Annotated in this window: 17 protein-coding genes; 13 read left to right on the forward strand and 4 right to left on the reverse strand. The window is 31.8% G+C overall.

The window, feature by feature from the left end:
• Positions 1–143 precede the first annotated feature (143 nt).
• From mecA to pepF, 3 genes are read left to right on the forward strand one after another with little or no spacing between them, the layout of a single operon-like run.
• Positions 144–851: an adaptor protein MecA gene (gene mecA / locus LQ682_RS06365; protein WP_016999379.1), complete on the forward strand. Its 708-nt coding sequence runs from the start codon at positions 144–146 to the stop codon at positions 849–851.
• 45 nt (positions 852–896) lie between these two features.
• A complete protein-coding gene (locus tag LQ682_RS06370) occupies positions 897–1,880 on the forward strand; it encodes a competence protein CoiA (RefSeq protein ID WP_239724026.1) in 984 nt (327 codons plus the stop codon).
• A 47-nt stretch (positions 1,881–1,927) separates the two neighbouring features.
• Complete coding sequence (gene pepF, locus LQ682_RS06375) at positions 1,928–3,733, forward strand: oligoendopeptidase F (RefSeq protein ID WP_218707334.1); 1,806 nt, start codon at positions 1,928–1,930, stop codon at positions 3,731–3,733.
• 802 nt (positions 3,734–4,535) lie between these two features.
• Here pepF and LQ682_RS06380 read toward each other — a convergent pair.
• From LQ682_RS06380 to LQ682_RS06390, 3 genes are all read right to left on the reverse strand, one after another.
• Positions 4,536–5,324: a DsbA family protein gene (locus LQ682_RS06380; protein WP_239724029.1), complete on the reverse strand. Its 789-nt coding sequence runs from the start codon at positions 5,322–5,324 to the stop codon at positions 4,536–4,538.
• A gap of 20 nt (positions 5,325–5,344) precedes the next feature.
• A complete protein-coding gene (locus tag LQ682_RS06385; protein WP_064211107.1) occupies positions 5,345–5,704 on the reverse strand; it encodes a globin domain-containing protein in 360 nt (119 codons plus the stop codon).
• A gap of 95 nt (positions 5,705–5,799) precedes the next feature.
• The gene (locus LQ682_RS06390) at positions 5,800–6,378 is read right to left on the reverse strand and encodes a CYTH domain-containing protein (RefSeq protein WP_064204859.1); all 579 of its coding nucleotides are present in this window, start codon (positions 6,376–6,378) and stop codon (positions 5,800–5,802) included.
• A gap of 135 nt (positions 6,379–6,513) precedes the next feature.
• Between LQ682_RS06390 and LQ682_RS06395 the strand changes: the two genes are divergently transcribed.
• The 7 genes from LQ682_RS06395 to fabI all read left to right on the forward strand — a co-directional run bounded on the left by LQ682_RS06395 (position 6,514) and on the right by fabI (position 13,382).
• On the forward strand, positions 6,514–6,870 hold the full coding sequence (locus LQ682_RS06395) for a UPF0738 family protein (RefSeq protein WP_016999373.1): 357 nt from the start codon (positions 6,514–6,516) through the stop codon (positions 6,868–6,870).
• Positions 6,871–6,875: 5 nt separating this feature from the next.
• On the forward strand, positions 6,876–7,511 hold the full coding sequence (yjbM, locus tag LQ682_RS06400; RefSeq protein ID WP_016999372.1) for a GTP diphosphokinase: 636 nt from the start codon (positions 6,876–6,878) through the stop codon (positions 7,509–7,511).
• A gap of 12 nt (positions 7,512–7,523) precedes the next feature.
• A complete protein-coding gene (locus LQ682_RS06405; protein ID WP_016999371.1) occupies positions 7,524–8,327 on the forward strand; it encodes an NAD kinase in 804 nt (267 codons plus the stop codon).
• A gap of 3 nt (positions 8,328–8,330) precedes the next feature.
• A complete protein-coding gene (locus LQ682_RS06410) occupies positions 8,331–9,173 on the forward strand; it encodes an RluA family pseudouridine synthase (protein WP_239724031.1) in 843 nt (280 codons plus the stop codon).
• 50 nt (positions 9,174–9,223) lie between these two features.
• Entirely contained in the window at positions 9,224–10,606 is a 1,383-nt protein-coding gene (gene mgtE, locus LQ682_RS06415) for a magnesium transporter (protein WP_016999369.1), read from the forward strand.
• Between the two features lie 10 nt (positions 10,607–10,616).
• Entirely contained in the window at positions 10,617–12,458 is a 1,842-nt protein-coding gene (locus LQ682_RS06420; RefSeq protein ID WP_064204861.1) for a cation:proton antiporter domain-containing protein, read from the forward strand.
• A gap of 150 nt (positions 12,459–12,608) precedes the next feature.
• Positions 12,609–13,382, forward strand: a complete 774-nt coding sequence (gene fabI / locus LQ682_RS06425; RefSeq protein ID WP_016999367.1) for an enoyl-ACP reductase FabI — start codon at positions 12,609–12,611, stop codon at positions 13,380–13,382.
• A gap of 575 nt (positions 13,383–13,957) precedes the next feature.
• Here the strand turns inward: fabI and LQ682_RS06430 are convergent.
• Positions 13,958–15,070 carry an AI-2E family transporter gene (locus LQ682_RS06430; protein ID WP_017000866.1) on the reverse strand — a complete coding sequence of 371 codons (1,113 nt, stop codon included), beginning with the start codon at positions 15,068–15,070 and terminating at the stop codon, positions 13,958–13,960.
• A gap of 361 nt (positions 15,071–15,431) precedes the next feature.
• On the opposite strand from LQ682_RS06430, the gene LQ682_RS06435 reads away from it, so the two are divergent.
• From LQ682_RS06435 to LQ682_RS06445, 3 genes are all read left to right on the forward strand, one after another.
• Entirely contained in the window at positions 15,432–16,991 is a 1,560-nt protein-coding gene (locus LQ682_RS06435; protein ID WP_017000865.1) for an alanine/glycine:cation symporter family protein, read from the forward strand.
• 78 nt (positions 16,992–17,069) lie between these two features.
• A complete protein-coding gene (locus tag LQ682_RS06440; protein WP_017000864.1) occupies positions 17,070–17,819 on the forward strand; it encodes an alpha/beta hydrolase in 750 nt (249 codons plus the stop codon).
• A 35-nt stretch (positions 17,820–17,854) separates the two neighbouring features.
• Positions 17,855–18,361, forward strand: a complete 507-nt coding sequence (locus LQ682_RS06445; protein ID WP_017000863.1) for a 2'-5' RNA ligase family protein — start codon at positions 17,855–17,857, stop codon at positions 18,359–18,361.
• Positions 18,362–18,382 lie beyond the last annotated feature (21 nt).

Below are 18,382 nucleotides of genomic sequence, written 5' to 3' on the forward strand. Positions count from 1 at the left end.
AATATTAGAATTATGGCTCCTGTTTACAGGGGCTATTTTTGTGTATAAAAATAAAAGAAAATAGTTCGAACAAATTACTGTTAAAATGTAAGAGTTTATAATACAATGGATGTACTATTCCTAGAGTAAGGGAGTGTGACATTATGAGAATAGAACGAATTGATGAAACAACGGTAAAATTATTTATAACTTATCAAGACATCGAAGCGCGAGGTTTCAAGAGAGAAGATTTATGGACCAACCGCAAACGTGGTGAAGAATTTTTCTGGTCAATGATGGATGAAATTAATGACGAAGAAGAATTCGTAGTCGAAGGCCCGTTATGGATTCAAGTGCATGCATTCGAAAAGGGTGTAGAAGTTACAGTTTCTAAGTCTAAAGGCGATGAACTGTTAAATATGACTGATGAAGAATCTAATGAACAATTAGAATATCAAGTCAATGATTTCTTATCTCAAGCACTCGATTCCGATCAAAATATTGGAGAACTCTTAAACGATCAAGATGAAGAAACTAGAAAGCAATTTGTTCCTAAAGATATAGGATTGCTTGTTAGATTTGAAGAGTTAGAAGATATTATTGAATATGCACATTATAATGAACATAAAGACTTAGTATTTACAGACTTATTATATATGTTAGACAACAAATATTATTATTATGTACAATTTGATCAAATAGATAACGAAGAAATTATTAATGATTTCTACGGACAACTATTAGAGTATGCAAATCCAACTCAAGTGTCTAAATTATATTTAGATGATTATGCTAAGGTTGTTATGAGTTATAATGTAATGGGTCAAATCACGAGATATTTTGAACCAAAAAATCAAATTAAAAATAAGTAATTTTAACACCTCTTTACGTTTAATAAAGTAAAGAGGTGTTTTTTTATGCTTATGGGATTAAATACTAGAAATGAACTTGTATATGCTCAACATGCAAAATCCAATGAATTGTATAGATGTCCTGAATGTAATTCTGAGTTAATTCTTAGACGTGGAAAGCATACTATTGCTCATTTTGCTCATAAATCTAATAGTTATTGTTTAAAAAACGTTTATAAGAAAGAAACTTTAGCCCATTTAGCATCTAAGCACCACATTTATTCAAGTTTAAATAAGAAAGTACAAATAGACATGGAATATTATTTGCATGAAATCGAACAAATACCAGACATATTGATAAATCGTAACCTTGTTATAGAGTTTCAATATTCACCAATTAATCTAGAGTTGTTAGGTAGCAGAACAGCAGGATTTAGGGCTTTAAATTTAAATGTGATTTGGATAAGTAAACCGGCGAATGAGTATAATGGGATATTAAAGTTAAGTTATTTTGAAGCTGCTCTCATCAATCATACGCATCGAACACTTATTACATATGATTATAATCGTAAGTTGCTAATTAAATATGATCAATTACAATCATTAGATGTTTCCCATTTTATTTTTAGAAAGAATATCATAAAATGGGAAGATTTATTACAAGCACATAATGTATCAAGAGTGCCAACATTTCTTTTGAATGATAATTTTTATAATAATTATCTTGGAAAATGTAGACAAACAAGAAGTGTTTTAGAACCAACTTTATCCTTATTATATCAATCTGGTCTCATACATAAGAATAGACCTAAATTTTTAGGAATAATTGTACCTGAACAATTATATATTTTAACGAATGCTATAACGTGGCAATGTTATTTATATTTAGAAATTAATAATGGTACGTTTACTTTTGAACGTTTTAATTCTTTCATTAAATTTAGAACTTTTAATAATGTGAACTATTCCAAGGAAGACATTTTAAAAAGCGCCTTGAAGTCATATTTATCAATACTTAATAAAATGACTTTATCACGTGCAAAAAAATGAGATTAATGAGAAAATTATTAATATGAATGTCAAAGGAGGCTATTAATATGGCAAAATTAATTACTAGGGAAGAACAAGAAGAAAAGTACACTTGGGATTTAACAACAATATTTTCTTCAGATGAAGCATACGAAGAAGCTTTCAATGAATTAGAGTCTTATTTAGGGAAAGAACAACAGTATAAAGGACATTTGAAAGATAATGCTGAAACACTATATAACGCTCTATTATTAGATAGTGAAATTGACGAGAAATTAGGTAAAGTATATGTCTATGCACATTTAAAGCACGATCAAGATACTGCTAATGATAAATACGCTGGATATGAAGCAAAAGCTGCAACTTTAGCTAATAAATTTGCAAGTGCTTGGAGCTTTATTTTACCTGAATTAATGTCTATAGATGAAGATACATTAAATCAATTCGTTGAATCACATGACGGATTAAAGAGATACCGATTTGATATTGAAAAATTAAATAAAAAGAGACCTCATATTTTAGGCGATAAAGAAGAAAAAATATTAGCTGAAGCGGGCGAAGCATTGCAAACGCCAAGTAATGTTTTCGGTATGTTCAATAATGCTGATTTAACATTTAAACCAGCAATTGATAAAGATGGTAATGAACACGAATTAACGCAAGGAACATATATAAAACTATTAGAATCTGAAGATAGAGTATTAAGAAAATCAGCATACGATAATGTATATGAAGCTTATGGTAGTCATAATAATACTTTAACAGCTACTTTAAGTGGTAAAGTAAAAACAGCTATATTCAGTTCTAAAGTACGCAATTATGATTCTGCTAGACAACAAGCATTATCTAATAATTTCATACCAGAAGATGTATACGATAACTTAATTGAAACTGTACATAAGCATCTACCTTTATTACACCGTTATACAGAATTAAGAAAAGAATTATTAGCTTTAGACGAAATGCATATGTATGATATGTATACACCATTAGTTCAAGATTCTTCATTTGATATGCCTTACGAAGAAGCTAAAGATTGGATGGTTAAAGCATTACAACCAATGGGGCAAGAATATATAGAAGTTGTTGAAGAAGGATTGAATAATAGATGGGTAGACGTTTATGAGAATAAAGGTAAACGTTCAGGTGGTTATTCATCTGGTGCACATTTAACTAATCCATTTATTTTATTAAACTGGACAGATTCAATTTCTGACTTATTTACGCTAATTCATGAATTCGGACATTCTGCTCATAGTTACTTTAGTCGTAAACATCAATTATCAAATGAAAGTGATTATTCAATCTTTGTAGCAGAAGTTGCATCTACAACAAATGAAGCACTTTTAAGTGAATACATGGATAAAAACTTAGAAGATCCTGAAAAACGTAAATATTTATTAAACCAAGAACTTGAAAGATTTAGAGCAACATTATTCAGACAAACAATGTTTGCTGAATTCGAATATTTAATCCATAAAATTGTAGAAGACGGCGAACCTTTAACGGCTGAAAGATTAAATAATGAATATGCTGAACTTAATAAAAAGTATTTTGGTGATGCCGTTATAACAGATGACAATATTGCTAAAGAGTGGTCTCGTATCCCACACTTCTATTATAATTTCTATGTTTATCAATATGCTACAGGATATAGTGCTGCACAAGCATTAAGCAAACAAATTTTAGAAGAGGGCGAACCAGCTGTTAAAAGATATATCAATGAATTCTTAAAAGCAGGAAGCTCAGATTATCCAATTGAAGTATTGAAAAAAGCTGGTGTCGATATGACATCTACACAACCAATCGAAGAAGCGATGGAAGTATTTGAAGAGAAATTAAATGCCTTTGAAAAACTGGTTAAAGGCGAATAAAAGCATGTACACGTTTCCAATATGACAAGTGTGTGACAAATAGAAAAATACGATGTTTTCTGTTGAATTATGTGTACATAGCATGTTATATTACGTATATGAAATTAATCACATAACAAACATACCCCTTTGTTTGAAGTGAAAAATTTCTCCCATCCCCTTTGTTTAAGCACCGTGTAATCAGACACGGTGTTTTTTATTTATTCGTTCATAGTTAACATCCCAAAAGTTATCTATTAGGCAATAGCCCAAAAGATTAATTAATCTTTCATGCAAATTAAAAGGATTTATCCATTAGGTGAAAACCTACGGATAAATCCTTTTTTTATTTTGGTATTAATAAGTAAGAATGTTATTGTAGAAATCAATAAAATACAAAATAGTGCCCTCGAAAGTTGCAAGAGAAGGTCCACGTGCAACATAGAGGCCCCGAAAGTTGCAAGACGAAGCTCACGTGCAACATATTGCCCCTGGATGTTGCAAGACAAAGCCCACGTGCAACATATTGCCCCCGGATGTTGCAAGACGAAGCTCACGTGCAACATATTGCCCCTGGATGTTGCAAGAGAATGTCGACGTGCAATATAGCACCTCCGAAAGTTGCAAGAGAAAGCCCACGTGCAACATAGAGCACTTCTTATCCCTAGATTTCTGAATAAAAGTGAATTATCATCGCTCCTCATACAAAAAAACAGCCAAAATTCTTATTATCTAAAGAATTTTGGCTGTTTTTATAATGCTTTCCCAATCCCGTTTGATTTGAGTCTAATAAACTTATTGTTCAAGGCTCAGTTTGTAAATTTCATTTCTTATATTTCCAGAAGTCTCCATGAATAGATTCTTGTTGTTCAATGTAACCTTGTAATTGTAATTTTTTAAGTTCTCTTTTTACAATTTTCTCTGGCCACTCATATATTGTTGCTATTTCTTGTTCGGAAACGAGTTTTTGTGATTGTATATATTCGATTAGTTTAGGTGGAAGTTGTTTCTCAACTTCTGTCCCGATTAATTCTTGAATGATATACGTATAAATATGATAAGGATATGTTCCTTCGACTTTTAAACCTTCTGAATGTATATCTTCATTAAAGAATACAAGGGAAGGTGTCATATTTACATCCATTTCTCGAGCAATATGCATGTCCGTCTGTAGACTTTCTGTTAAAGCTTGTTCTTTTAAATCATTTATAAAAACAGATAAGTCTATTCCCGATTTAAAAGCGCATTTTCTAATAAGTTCTGTTGTAATAATTTTTTCATGAGGTATAATCTCATTCTGAATTAAATTTAAAAATCTTGTAGCTCGATTATGTCCTTGTAATTCAGCAGCTTTAAAAGCTAGTGCTATATTATCAAATTCACATGTACTTTGAGCCTGACATTTAGTTAATACTATAAGAGATGGGTTCAAAATCTGACGAATCTTTACGTATTTTTGATATTCTATTTTTAACTTTGCTAATGTAGAAGAAAGATTAAAACAATCTTCGCAAAATGGATCGAAAAATGAATATATTTCTATTTTGCTTGCTGGTGTTAAATCAGCATTACTTTGTTCATTAGCATGGATTAATCTTAATTCTTCGGCCATATTATCCACCTTCAACTATATTAAGCGTTAACCATGTGATTTGCAGTTAGCTTAAGTCTTTCAAATAAATATTCTTGTATATCTCTTTCTAAATGAGATGTCGTAAGTGCTTTTTCCATATTTTCTAACCATGCATCTCGTTCTTTAGTTGTTATTTTAAAAGGCATGTGACGTTGACGTAACATAGGGTGTCCATGTTCTTCTGTATATAAAGCAGGACCACCTAAAAATTGTGTTAAGAATTGTTTTTGTTTACGACTTGTTTCTGCAAAGTCACCAGGGAAAAGATGATTAATCCGTGTATCCTTTTCTACAAGGTAATAAAAGTGATCAATCATGTCGTATAAATCTTTGGGGTCGATTACTTCATATGGAGTCATAATTTCACCTTTTCTTGCTTATTTCAATCTTGATAATATTAATATAACATGTTCTTATATATTTAAAAGTAATTCGACTTGTAATCAAAACAAATTCATGTTGATTGACTTTGGGCGTCAAAAAAGCGTTTCACTTTGTTATCTGGTTTACGATTTTCAATTTGATGTTCAGCAAGTAGTTCTAAAAAGGCTTCTTTTCCTTTATTATAGTCTGTTACTTCAAATTCCAATTCGAAATCTTCTTTCCCTAAATATTCGCTATGATCTAAAACGAGAAGGCCTGTATCTAGGCTTTTTTCTAATCTATATGTGGTTAAGTCGCCCAAGAGCTTTAGTTCATTTAAGGGAACTTGTTGTTTATTTAATATTTCAGAAATATTTTTTGGTAAAAAATGTTTGTCTAACGGTTCATTTATTGGTGGTAAACTGTCTACTACTTCGTTGTACTCTAGTAAACCCACTTTTTGTGGTACTTTTAAAGTCATTTCATATTGCTTGTTTTTCTCACGTATTCTTAGTGCCATTTTTTGAGAAATGATATCGTGGTTTTCTGTATCTATGTAGTGATTTGTTTGTTTAAAAGGTTCGTTTTGTTTAAAATAATATTGTTTTAATGATGAATATTCTTCTTGAGTAAGTAAATTTTTAAACTCTATTTCTAATTCTTGTCCCATTGTCTTTAACACTTCCTTTAATACTATTATTATAGAAGATAATAGGTTAAACAAGTAATTATGTAAAAATAGAGTCATGTTATGAATCTTTAAATTAAAATGTGTTAAAATGAATGGGAATAAGGAGGAACAGTCATGCGTATTTATGTAAATGAAATTAAAATTAATGATAATCAAATACAATGTTATACTGACCAACCAACTGATGGATTAAAGCCGGCTGAACATATGATTGTTGATAGCGATAATCTTGCGTTTGTATATATGTTAGACAGTGGGGAACAATATGATTATTTATTATTTGTCGAAGAAACATGGTCAATGATTCACGAGAATTTTGATAAAGAAGTCATCGTGAACGATCATTTAATATTAACTTCATTTAAAGAAGAAATGGAATTTTTACTAGACAACATCGCAGATAATCACAACTATGGTAAAGCATTTGTCGCTTCTGTAGAAGAAGCATTTGAATTAAACAAAGCGGAGTGATGGTTATGAATCAATGGGACGAATTTTTGGCACCATATAAACAAGCAATTGACGAGTTGAAGATTAAATTGAAGGGGTTACGTAAACAATACGAATCTTTAGATAGACCTTCGCCAATAGAATTTGTTACAGGTCGCGTAAAGCCAATTTCAAGTATTATTGATAAAGCAAATCAGCGTAACATACCTTTCGATAGATTAAAGGAAGAAATGTATGATATTGCAGGTTTAAGAATGATGTGTCAATTTGTTGATGATATAGATGTTGTTGTGGAATTACTAAGACAACGTCAAGATTTTGAAGTGGTAGAAGAACGAAACTATATTCAATACACTAAAGAAAGTGGATATCGTTCATACCACGTCATCATAAGCTATCCTATTGAAACATTACATGGTAAGACAACTGTTTTGGCTGAAATACAAATTAGAACGTTAGCAATGAATTTTTGGGCAACAATTGAACATACTTTAAGATATAAGTATGACGGTGCTTATCCTCCAGAAATAAGGAATAGGCTTGAAAGAGCAGCAGAAGCAGCATTTTTATTAGATGAGGAAATGTCTGAAATTCGTGAAGAAATTCAAGAAGCTCAAAAATATTATTCTAGACAGAAAAGCAATAAACATAATCATGATTGAGGGGTGAATGCTGTGAAATATAATATTTTGTCAAAAGGTGACTCTAAGTCTAATGCGTTAATGTACAAAATGAAAAACCATATGACTGATTTTAATATGGTTCAAGATGAAGAATCTCCTGATATTGTAATTTCGGTAGGTGGAGATGGTACATTATTGCAAGCATTTCACCAGTATAGTCACATGCTAGGGGATGTAAGTTTTGTCGGCGTACATACAGGACATTTAGGTTTCTACGCTGACTGGCTACCGCATGAAGTTGAAAAACTTATTATTGAAATTAATAACTCTACATATCAAGTAATAGAGTATCCATTGTTAGAAGTAATTGTTCGTTATAAAAAGGGTGGATATGAAACAAGATATCTTGCTTTGAACGAAGCGACAATCAAAACAGACGATGGTGCGACATTAGTTGTGGATTTAGTATTGAGAGGAGAACAATTTGAGCGCTTTAGAGGTGATGGTTTATGCGTATCTACACCGTCTGGCTCAACTGCTTATAACAAAGCATTAGGTGGTGCTTTAATACATCCATCTTTAGAAGCGATGCAAATTGCAGAAATCGCGTCTATAAACAACCGAGTGTTTAGAACGGTTGGCTCACCACTAGTATTACCTAAACATCACGTTTGTCACATACATCCAGTTAATCAAGATACATTACAAGTTACGATTGATCATGTTAACGTTAAACATAAAAATATTGAGTCTATACAATATAGAGTTGCAAATGAAAAAGTGAGATTTGCTAGATTCAGACCTTTCCCATTTTGGAAAAGAGTGCATGATTCATTTATCTCAAATGAGGATTAACATATGAAAACTTTACAATATAATGCAACATCGACTATGTTGTTAAAGACATTTTTATATGACAAAGGCATATCTAAAAAGAGTTTAAGCGCCATTAAGAAAAATGGTGCTTTATTTGTTAATGGGGAACATGCAACTGTAAGAAAAGTATTAGAACAAGGGGATAAAGTAGAAGTATGTTTACCGAATGAAACGCCAAGCATTAATTTAGAGCCTTGTGATATTACATTAAATATATTATATGAAGACGAATGGTTAATTATAGTGTCTAAACCAGCTATCATTAATACAGCACCTTCGAGAGAACACCCGCACAATAGTTTAGTTGAAGCGGTGCTATACCATATGAATAAAAATGAAGAACAAACAATACCACATATCGTTACACGTTTAGATAGAGGGACAAGTGGTATAGTTATATTTACGAAACATCAACTATTGCACCATATGATGTCACAAACGGTTATTAATAAATATTATTTAGCAATTGTTCATGGTTTAGTGCAACGAAAAAGTGACGATATCATTGCACCTATAGCGAGAGCGAGACATTCTATTATAGAAAGAGAAGTTTCTGACTCGGGAAAATTTGCGCATACATATTACGAATTATTGAACCAAAAAGATACGCGCTCATTATTAAAATTACAATTATTTACCGGAAGAACACATCAAATCCGTGTTCACCTTTCACACATTGGCCATATTATTGTAGGAGATAGTTTGTATGGTTCTAATGAAACAGCATACTCTCACCAGCTATTACAATGTCATGTTGTGGAATTTGAACACCCAATTACGAAAAGAAAAATTTATATTGAAGATGATGTCCATTATCACTTATAATACGTAGATGTGCTATAATGAATTGAATTTTTTAAGAGGAGGTGGCAAGATTGGCAAACGAAAATAATGAGCAATATGTCGAAGATGAAGCATTTGATAAAGAACAGTTAGATGCTTTATTAGAGAACAATGATATTGATCAATTTCGAGAAGAATTTTTACGCTTACATACTTATGATCAAGGTGAATACTTTGAAATATGTGATGACACCTTTAAGCAAAAAATATATCAATTTCTTTCACCTAATGAAGTTGCGGATTTCTTTGAAACCACTGAATTAGATGACGAAGAATATGAAGAAATATTTCAAAATATGAATGCCAATTACGCGAGTGAAATGTTAAGTGATATGTCTTACGATAACGCAGTAGATATTCTAAACGTGTTATCTAGGAATAAAGTTGCCACTTTGCTCACGCTTATGAACCGGGAAGACGCACGTGAAATTAAAGCGCTACTTCATTACGAAGAAGATACTGCCGGCGGTATCATGACAACAGAATACATTTCAGTTTATTCTACAATGTCTGTAAAGGAAGCTATGTTTTATGTAAAAGAACAAGCGCCTCAAGCAGAAACAATTTACGTTATTTTTGTTGTAGATGAGAATAAAAAACTAGCTGGTGTCATTTCACTACGTGATTTAATCGTCGCAGAAAACGACGCATATATCGAAGAAATTATGAGTGAACGTGTAATTAGTTCTAATGTAGCAGATGACCAAGAAGACGTAGCTCAAACGATGCGAGATTATGATTTAATTGCATTACCTGTTATTGATTATCAAGATCATTTATTAGGTATTATAACAATCGATGATATTTTAGATGTTATGGATGAAGAAGCAAGTGAAGACTACTCTAAATTGGCCGGTGTGTCTGATATAGACTCTACTAACGATACTGTGTTTCAAACAGCAATGAAACGTTTACCTTGGTTATTAATTTTAACAGTATTAGGTATGATTACAGCATCAATACTAGGCCAATTCGAAGAAACCTTATCTCAAGTAGCTTTATTAGCAGCTTTTATCCCAATAATTAGTGGTATGAGTGGTAACTCAGGCACGCAATCTTTAGCCGTTTCAGTACGTAATATATCCACAGGGGAAATTGATGAGCAAAGCAAATTCAAGCTCGCTTTACGTGAATCAGGCTCCGGTTTATTAACTGGTTTCTGCTGTGCACTTAGTTTATTTCTAATTATTATTTTATTATACAGAGAGCCAGTTTTGGCGTTGATTGTTTCCATCAGTCTTACAATTGCAATGACAGTTGGTACATTAATGGGAGCAATCATACCTATGTTTATGAATAAAATGAATATAGATCCTGCAGTAGCAAGCGGCCCGTTTATAACGACAATTAATGACATTATTAGTATGTTAATATATTTTGGTTTAGCAACTGCATTTATGTCATATTTAATATAAGGAGAAAAATATGGAACATTCTAGTTTTACTTCGCTAGTAATAGTGGTAGTAGCAGCATTTTTAACCCCTATACTAGTCAATAGACTTAAAATATCTTTCTTACCTGTAGTCGTAGCCGAAATTATAATGGGGATTATAATTGGTGATTCTTTATTTGGTCTAGTTAAAGAGGATGCTTGGTTATCCATTTTATCTACACTTGGATTTATCTTTTTGATGTTTTTAAGTGGTTTAGAAATTGATTTCAATGCATTTAAGTCAAAGAAACATTCAGAAGATGAAGAAGCGAATAAAATTCCAAGCAATTTATCTTTAATGACTATCGTCTTTTCAATGATTATGATTTTATCTATATTTTTAGCATTTGTATTTAAATGGACAGGTTTAATCGATGATGTTTTACTTATGGTTATTATCATTTCAACAATAAGTCTAGGCGTAGTTGTTCCAACGCTTAAAGAAATGAATATTATGCATACGAGCATAGGTCAGTTTATTTTACTAGTTGCAGTTGTAGCAGATTTAGTAACGATGATTCTATTGACTGTTTACGGTACGATAAACGCAAAAGGTGATTCACCGCTATGGTTAATAACGATTTTAATCGCATTTGGAATTGTATTTTACATAATTGGTGGCTATTTCATTAAATCACCGTTCTTAAAAAAGTTAACTTCAGGAACAACACAAATAGGGATAAGAGCAGTATTTGCACTTATTATACTATTGGTTGCTTTAGCTGAAGGCGTAGGGGCTGAAAATATACTTGGTGCCTTCTTAGCAGGTGTTATTGTTTCATTGCTTGGTCCAGATCAAGATATGATAGAGAAATTAGATTCATTTGGATATGGGTTTTTCATACCAATATTCTTTATCATGGTCGGTGTAAATTTAAACATACCTTCTTTAATAAAAGAACCAGGCTTGTTGCTTATCATACCTTTATTGTTTATTGCTTTCTTAATTTCAAAATTAATACCAGTAAGTATTATTGGAAAATGGTATGATATGAAAACAACAATTTCATCAGCATTTTTATTAACGTCAACACTTTCTCTTGTAATTGCAGCTGCTAAAATTGCTGAACAATTAGGCACTATTTCACCTGAAATCTCAGGTATACTTGTATTAAGTGCAGTAATAACATGTGTGTTTGTACCAATAGTATTCAAGAAGTTATTCCCAATACCAGAAGAAACTAAAGTAATTGTTAAAGTAAGTTTCATTGGTAAAAACCAACTGTCTATACCAGTTGCTCAAAGTATTCATTCACACATATATCAAACGACTATGTTCTTTAGAAAAGACTTAGCTGATCATCGTAATTTAGATGAAAGTATTAAAACACATGAGTTAGATGATTATGTTGAAGAAGAACTAATAGAGCTTGGGTTATTTAAATCAGATATCATTGTTTGTTCTGCAAATGATGATGCTATTAATAAAAAAGTAGCTTTAATGGCTCATAAACATGGTGTTAAACGTATTATTTGTAAGCAAGAAAACATTTCAGAAGATGATGAATTACACGATAAGAACATTGAATTCTTTAGTAGTTTCTTAAGTAATAAGATATTACTTAAAGGTTTAATTGAATCTCCAAACGTACTGAACTTATTAAGTAACGTAGAAACATCACTATATGAAATCGAAATGAAAAATCACAGTTACCATAATGTGTTATTACGTTCATTTCCTTTTGCAGGCGATATCATTTTCGTACGAATTATTAGAGGAAAAGATTCAATCGTACCGCATGGTGATACAGAATTACAATATGGAGATAAACTGATTGTTACAGGTTCGAAAGAATATGTATCAGAACTAAAACAAGATATGGAATTCATTTGATTTAAAGTGAAAATGAGGAGTGAAACTTGCTTCTCATTTTTGCTTTTTTCTAAATGAAAATAAAGGTATTATGCTTGTCAGGTGGTATGACCAGTGGTATCATTACCAGTGAATGTAAAGAATAATATACATATTAAAGGAGTTAAATGAATGTTTAATTTAGAAGGAAAAACATATGTCATTATGGGTATTGCTAATAAGAGAAGTATTGGTTTCGGCGTAGCAAAAGTATTAGATGAACTTGGCGCTAAATTAGTATTTACTTACAGAAAAGAACGTAGTAAAAATCAACTTGAAAAATTATTCGACGAACTAAAAAACCAAGATGAAGCATATTTATATGAATGCGATGTTCAACAAGACGATCACGTTGTAAATGCTTTTAAAGAAATAGGCGATAAGTTCGGTAAAATAGATGGCGTTTATCATTCAATTGCTTTCGCTAATATGGAAGATTTACGTGGTAGATTTAGTGATACAACAAGAGAAGGATTCTTACTTGCACAAGACATCAGTTCTTATTCTTTAACAATTGTTTCAAGAGAAGCTAAAAAACTTATGCCTGAAGGTGGCAGTATCGTTGCTACTACATACTTAGGCGGGGAATTCGCAGTTCCTAACTATAATGTTATGGGCGTAGCTAAAGCAAGTTTAGAAGCAAATGTTAAATATTTAGCAAGTGATTTAGGCGCAGATAATATCCGTGTTAACGCAATTTCTGCAGGACCTATCCGTACTTTAAGTGCTAAAGGTGTAGGTGGATTTAACTCTATCCTTAAAGAAATTGAAGAACGTGCGCCATTACAACGCAATGTAGACACAGAAGAAGTAGGTAAAACAGCTGCTTACTTGCTAAGTGATTACTCTAGCGGTGTAACTGGTGAAAACATTCATGTTGATTCAGGTTATCATATCGTAAAATAATTATTAGTTTGGGAAGTAAACTAGTCTCATAAATAGTGCTCACAATTCGTTGTTGTTTAACCTTCGAATTGTGAGTTTTTATTTATATGAAATGATATTTAAAATGGGAGAGAGATTTCGTAGTCCCGTCCCGGCAAGGATGACTAGGATTTAAAACAGCTTGATATAAGTGCATTTTCAATTTAATTAGCTACTGCCGTCATAATAAAGAGGTCTGATACATTGTTATGTTTCAGACTTAAACGCAAAATACAGGTCGATAAATAAAAATTATCGAACCGCAAATGCAAAATACAGTCCGATAAATAAAAATTATCGAACCGCAAACGCAAAATACAGGTCGATAAATAAAAATTATCGAACCGCAAACGCAAAATACAGGTCGATAAAATAAATTATCGACCCGCAAACACAAAATACAGGCCGATAAATAAAAATTATCGAACCGCAAACGCAAAATACAGGCCGATAAATAAAAATTATCGAACCGCAAAATGAATATAGCTTGAAAGAAGAGTAGCGTACAGTAAAAAAGCCGAAACACGAACGCCGTGTTTCGGCTTTTTAAATAGTCATTATTTTAAATCATTATCTACTATTGGATCATCTTCTACCGTTCTCGATGCTGTTGAACTTATTGATTGTCTATGTGTGTATACATTTCTAACAATTGTCTTAATAACAGCATAAGTTGGTACAGCAATTAAAATAGCTACGAATCCTCCTAAATTACCAGCTGCTAATATAACAGTAATAATTGTTAGGGGATGAATGCTTAAAGTCTTACCCATAATATTTGGTGTAATAACATTACCTTCTAATTGCTGACAAATTAACGTAATAATACTTACCCATATAAACATCACTGGGTCTTGAATTATTGAAATAATGGCTGCTGGTATGAAAGCTAACCATGGTCCCAGGAATGGTATCATATTAGTTACTAATGCGAGCAAGGCAAGTAATAGAGCGTAGTCTAAGCCTACAAATGTATAACCGATATAAAGTAAGACACCTAAGATTAAACTGACTGTTACTTGGCCTTGTATATAAGCTTGTAGCGTTTGGTTAATGTCTTTACATAAATTAACTACGAACCACTTTGTACGTCCTCTAAATGGTTTAGCGATAAACGGGATAAATCTTTCATGATCTTTCAACATATATATTAAGAAGAAAGGTACTAAAATTAATAAGAAAAGTGTTGATACTAATGAAGATATATATCCAAATAAGTTTGAAAGCATATCTGTCACAATACCACTAATACTTTCTATAGAGTCATTAATTTTTTGAGAAATGTTATCTGGTAGTCTATCTCTTTGTTGTAAAGCATAATCTACTGCATTTTGTACTTCACGCTGGATGTAAGGCATGTTTCTAATTAAATTGTTAATTTGATCTGTTACTAGAGGTGCAACTATAGAAATGAACAACATAATAACGAATACTAATGCAATCATTAAAATAGTGATGCTGCCCCATCTAGGTATTTTTCTTTTTTCTAACATTTTTTGGAATGGTAAACAAATATAGAATAAGAAACCACCTAATAATAAAGGTAATAAAATCGATTGAACAATAACAATGATTGGATAAAAAATCTGATTAATTTCCATAAATACTTTTATGATTAGAAATGTTAGGAGAATGGCGATTCCTGAACGGAACCAAGCTTTATTTAACAAGAGCGTACCTCCTTTAATCTAGTTTTGTATACCATTATATTATAAGCGAAAAATGAAAATTGACAATGATAATTGGAAATACTTTTAAATCTATATTCGTAAATTAATCTATACTAATTTTAAGTTGTACGGATTAGAATAAATATTAATCTTTCATGAATAGAAAGTTAATAGTATTTTAAACTATATTAATATAAAAAAAGATTAAATCAACAAAGAAAACGCTTACAAATATTATAATTATTAAGTGAAAAAATATATTGATTGTGTTTTTATACATGGTATAATCATAACAAGATAATTTCCAAATTTTCAGAATTCAGAAATTATCTTACAGGCTTACAACAAAGGGGAGATTATTATGGAATCTATTGTTAGCTTTGCCAATGATATAGTGTGGAGTAAAGCCCTTGTATATGGTTTATTACTTACAGGAATTTTATTCTCATTTATGATGCGGTTTTTTCAAATTAGACATTTTAAAGAAATGATAAGGTTAATGTTTCAAGGGGAAAAGTCACCTACAGGTATTTCTTCTTTCCAAGCGATAGCAGTTTCATTAGCTGGTCGTGTTGGTACTGGTAATATTGTGGGTGTTGCGACAGCGATTTTCATCGGTGGTCCTGGTGCAGTATTTTGGATGTGGGCAACCGCGTTCTTAGGTGCTAGTTCAGCTTTCATCGAATCAACGCTCGGTCAAATTTATAAAAGAGAAATTAAAGGTCAATACCGTGGGGGTCCTGCTTACTATATAGAAACTGGAATAAAGGGTAAAGCAGGAAAAATTTACGCAGTTATTTTTGCACTTGTTACAATACTTTCAGTAGGTTTGTTACTACCTGGTGTTCAATCAAATGCGATTGCCTCTTCAATGAAAAATGCATTCGGTTTGAATGCGTGGATTATAGCTATTGTTTTAGCAATATTACTAGCGTTAATTATTTTTGGTGGTATTAAATCAATTGCAAATGTAGCAACGGCAGTTGTTCCGTTTATGGCTATTATTTACATAGGTTTTGCAATATTAATTATTATTCTTAATATAGATGCAGTTCCTTCGTTAATTGCGCTTATATTTAAATCAGCCTTTGGAGCTGAAGCAGCATTTGGTGGTATATTTGGTGCCATGATTGAGATAGGTGTAAAGCGTGGACTGTACTCAAATGAAGCAGGTCAAGGTACTGGGCCTCATGCCGCTGCTGCAGCAGAAGTTTCACATCCAGCAAAACAAGGATTAGTACAAGCGTTCTCTGTATATATTGATACATTATTAGTGTGTACAGCAACAGCATTAATGATTTTAATGACTGGTACATTTAATACTACAGATGGTGCTACAAATAAAGATGGATCGCCACATTTAATTCATGATAATGGAATTTATGTAGAAAGTGCTGATGGTAGTAAAGATGTGAGTGGTACAGCAATGTATGCACAAGCAGGTATAGATAAAGCATTCTCAGGAGATGACTACACATTTAGTCCGGGCTATTCTGGAATAGGTTCATATTTCATCGCATTAGCGTTATTCTTCTTTGCTTTCACAACTATACTCGCATATTACTATATTGCAGAAACCAACGTCAGCTTTATAGTCCCCTCCGACAAGCAGAAAATATGGATAAATCTTGTGCGGGTAGTGCTCATAGCTGCCACAATTTATGGTTGTGTTAAAACGGCGGATGTAGCATGGATGATGGGTGACTTAGGTGTTGGTATGATGGCGTGGTTGAATATTATTGCAATATGGATACTACACAAACCAGCATTACGAGCACTTAAAGATTTCGAAAGGCAAAAGAAAGAAAAAGGTTCAGGAAAATATGCAATATATAGACCCGATCCAAATGAAGTTCCAGATGCAAAATTCTGGCATGAAGATTATCCAAAACGTTTAAAAGAATTTGATATTAAAGAATAATTTATAAATATCAAACGCTTTCAAATATGCGCTCTCTACTGTACAATGTATTTATATGTATAGTTGGGAGCGTTTTTTATGGATAAAAAAGTAGGTCTAGTTGATCAAATTAATTTAGAAAGTAAATTTTTAGAAAGGGAAGTGACAGTCTCAATCTATTTACCCAAAGATTATACAGATTTGTATAAACATCATGTGATTATTACTTTTGATGGTCGTGATTTCTTCCAATTCGGCCAAATACATCGAACGTATGAAAAGCTAAGATCAGCGAATCAAATAGATAAAGCAATCATAGTAGGTGTTCACTATGAAAGTGTCGAAGAAAGAAGAAAAGAATTTCATCCAGATGGTTCGCATAGAAAAGAAATGTCAAAATTTGTTGTGAAAGAGCTTTGTCCTTATATTGATAAAACATTTTCTACGTTGAAAGTGGGAAATGCTAGAATACTATTAGGCGATAGTTTAGCAGCAAGCATTGCTTTATTAACAGGTCTAGAATACCCACATCATTTTAGTCAACTAGGTTTATTTAGTCCAATGATTAACGATACCGTTACAGAAAAATTTAAAGCGTGCTCATCATTAGGGTTGTTAAACATTAAACATTATATTGGAAAAGAAGAAAATCATTTTAAACTGATTAGTGGCAATTATGCTGATTTTCTTACACCAAATAGAGCTTTTAGTGAACTTTTACAAAAATATAACATAACTTACGAATATAGAGAATTAGAGGGTGGGCACACATGGAAAACATGGAAACCGCACTTAGAAGACATGTTAAGTTACTTTTTAAGTCATCAAAAACAGAAAAGTTTGATATAATAAAATAGAAGACAAACAAAGGAGGAAGTATCATTATGAAATTAGGCATCGTACTTATTCCATCAAAACCATTCCAAGAAGCAGTGAATGCTTATCGTAAAAGATACGATAAACACTATGCATTAATTAGTCCGCATATTACTATTAAAGAAAAATTTGACATTGAAGACAATGAACTAGACAAAGTTAAAGATAGACTTGCGGAAACTGCTAAACAACATCAACCAGTAAACATTCAAGTATCAAAGGCGTCTAGTTTTACGCCAACTAAAAACGTAATATACTTTAAAGTAACAAAAACAGATGAATTAGAAGCATTGTATAATGAATTTAATAATAGTGAATTCTATGGTGAAAGCACACATCCATTTGTCCCACATTTTACAATTGCACAAGGTCTTTCTAGCCAAGAGTTTGAAGACATCTTTGGGCAAGTTAAAATGGCTGGTATCAATCATTCAGAAACGATTGATACTATTAAATTAATGAAACAAAATGATGATGAAACTTGGTCTGAAGAAGCATCTTATACATTAGGATAAAATTAAACAATATAAGACATA

The sequence above is a fragment of the Mammaliicoccus sp. A-M4 genome (assembly GCF_022386955.1).
In the GTDB taxonomy this organism is placed as follows: domain Bacteria; phylum Bacillota; class Bacilli; order Staphylococcales; family Staphylococcaceae; genus Mammaliicoccus; species Mammaliicoccus lentus.

Excerpts from the sequence above, each read along its gene's own strand:
- LQ682_RS06435 (WP_017000865.1), top strand. The coding sequence starts at position 15,432 with ATGGAATCTATTGTTAGCTTTGCCAATGATATAGTGTGGAGTAAAGCC.
- fabI (WP_016999367.1), top strand. The coding sequence starts at position 12,609 with ATGTTTAATTTAGAAGGAAAAACATATGTCATTATGGGTATTGCTAAT.
- yjbM (WP_016999372.1), top strand. The coding sequence starts at position 6,876 with ATGAATCAATGGGACGAATTTTTGGCACCATATAAACAAGCAATTGAC.
- LQ682_RS06380 (WP_239724029.1), bottom strand. The coding sequence starts at position 5,324 with ATGGCCGAAGAATTAAGATTAATCCATGCTAATGAACAAAGTAATGCT.
- LQ682_RS06370 (WP_239724026.1), top strand. The coding sequence starts at position 897 with ATGCTTATGGGATTAAATACTAGAAATGAACTTGTATATGCTCAACAT.
- LQ682_RS06390 (WP_064204859.1), bottom strand. The coding sequence starts at position 6,378 with ATGGGACAAGAATTAGAAATAGAGTTTAAAAATTTACTTACTCAAGAA.
- LQ682_RS06420 (WP_064204861.1), top strand. The coding sequence starts at position 10,617 with ATGGAACATTCTAGTTTTACTTCGCTAGTAATAGTGGTAGTAGCAGCA.
- LQ682_RS06410 (WP_239724031.1), top strand. The coding sequence starts at position 8,331 with ATGAAAACTTTACAATATAATGCAACATCGACTATGTTGTTAAAGACA.
- LQ682_RS06395 (WP_016999373.1), top strand. The coding sequence starts at position 6,514 with ATGCGTATTTATGTAAATGAAATTAAAATTAATGATAATCAAATACAA.
- pepF (WP_218707334.1), top strand. The coding sequence starts at position 1,928 with ATGGCAAAATTAATTACTAGGGAAGAACAAGAAGAAAAGTACACTTGG.
- mecA (WP_016999379.1), top strand. The coding sequence starts at position 144 with ATGAGAATAGAACGAATTGATGAAACAACGGTAAAATTATTTATAACT.
- LQ682_RS06385 (WP_064211107.1), bottom strand. The coding sequence starts at position 5,704 with ATGACTCCATATGAAGTAATCGACCCCAAAGATTTATACGACATGATT.
- LQ682_RS06440 (WP_017000864.1), top strand. The coding sequence starts at position 17,070 with ATGGATAAAAAAGTAGGTCTAGTTGATCAAATTAATTTAGAAAGTAAA.
- LQ682_RS06445 (WP_017000863.1), top strand. The coding sequence starts at position 17,855 with ATGAAATTAGGCATCGTACTTATTCCATCAAAACCATTCCAAGAAGCA.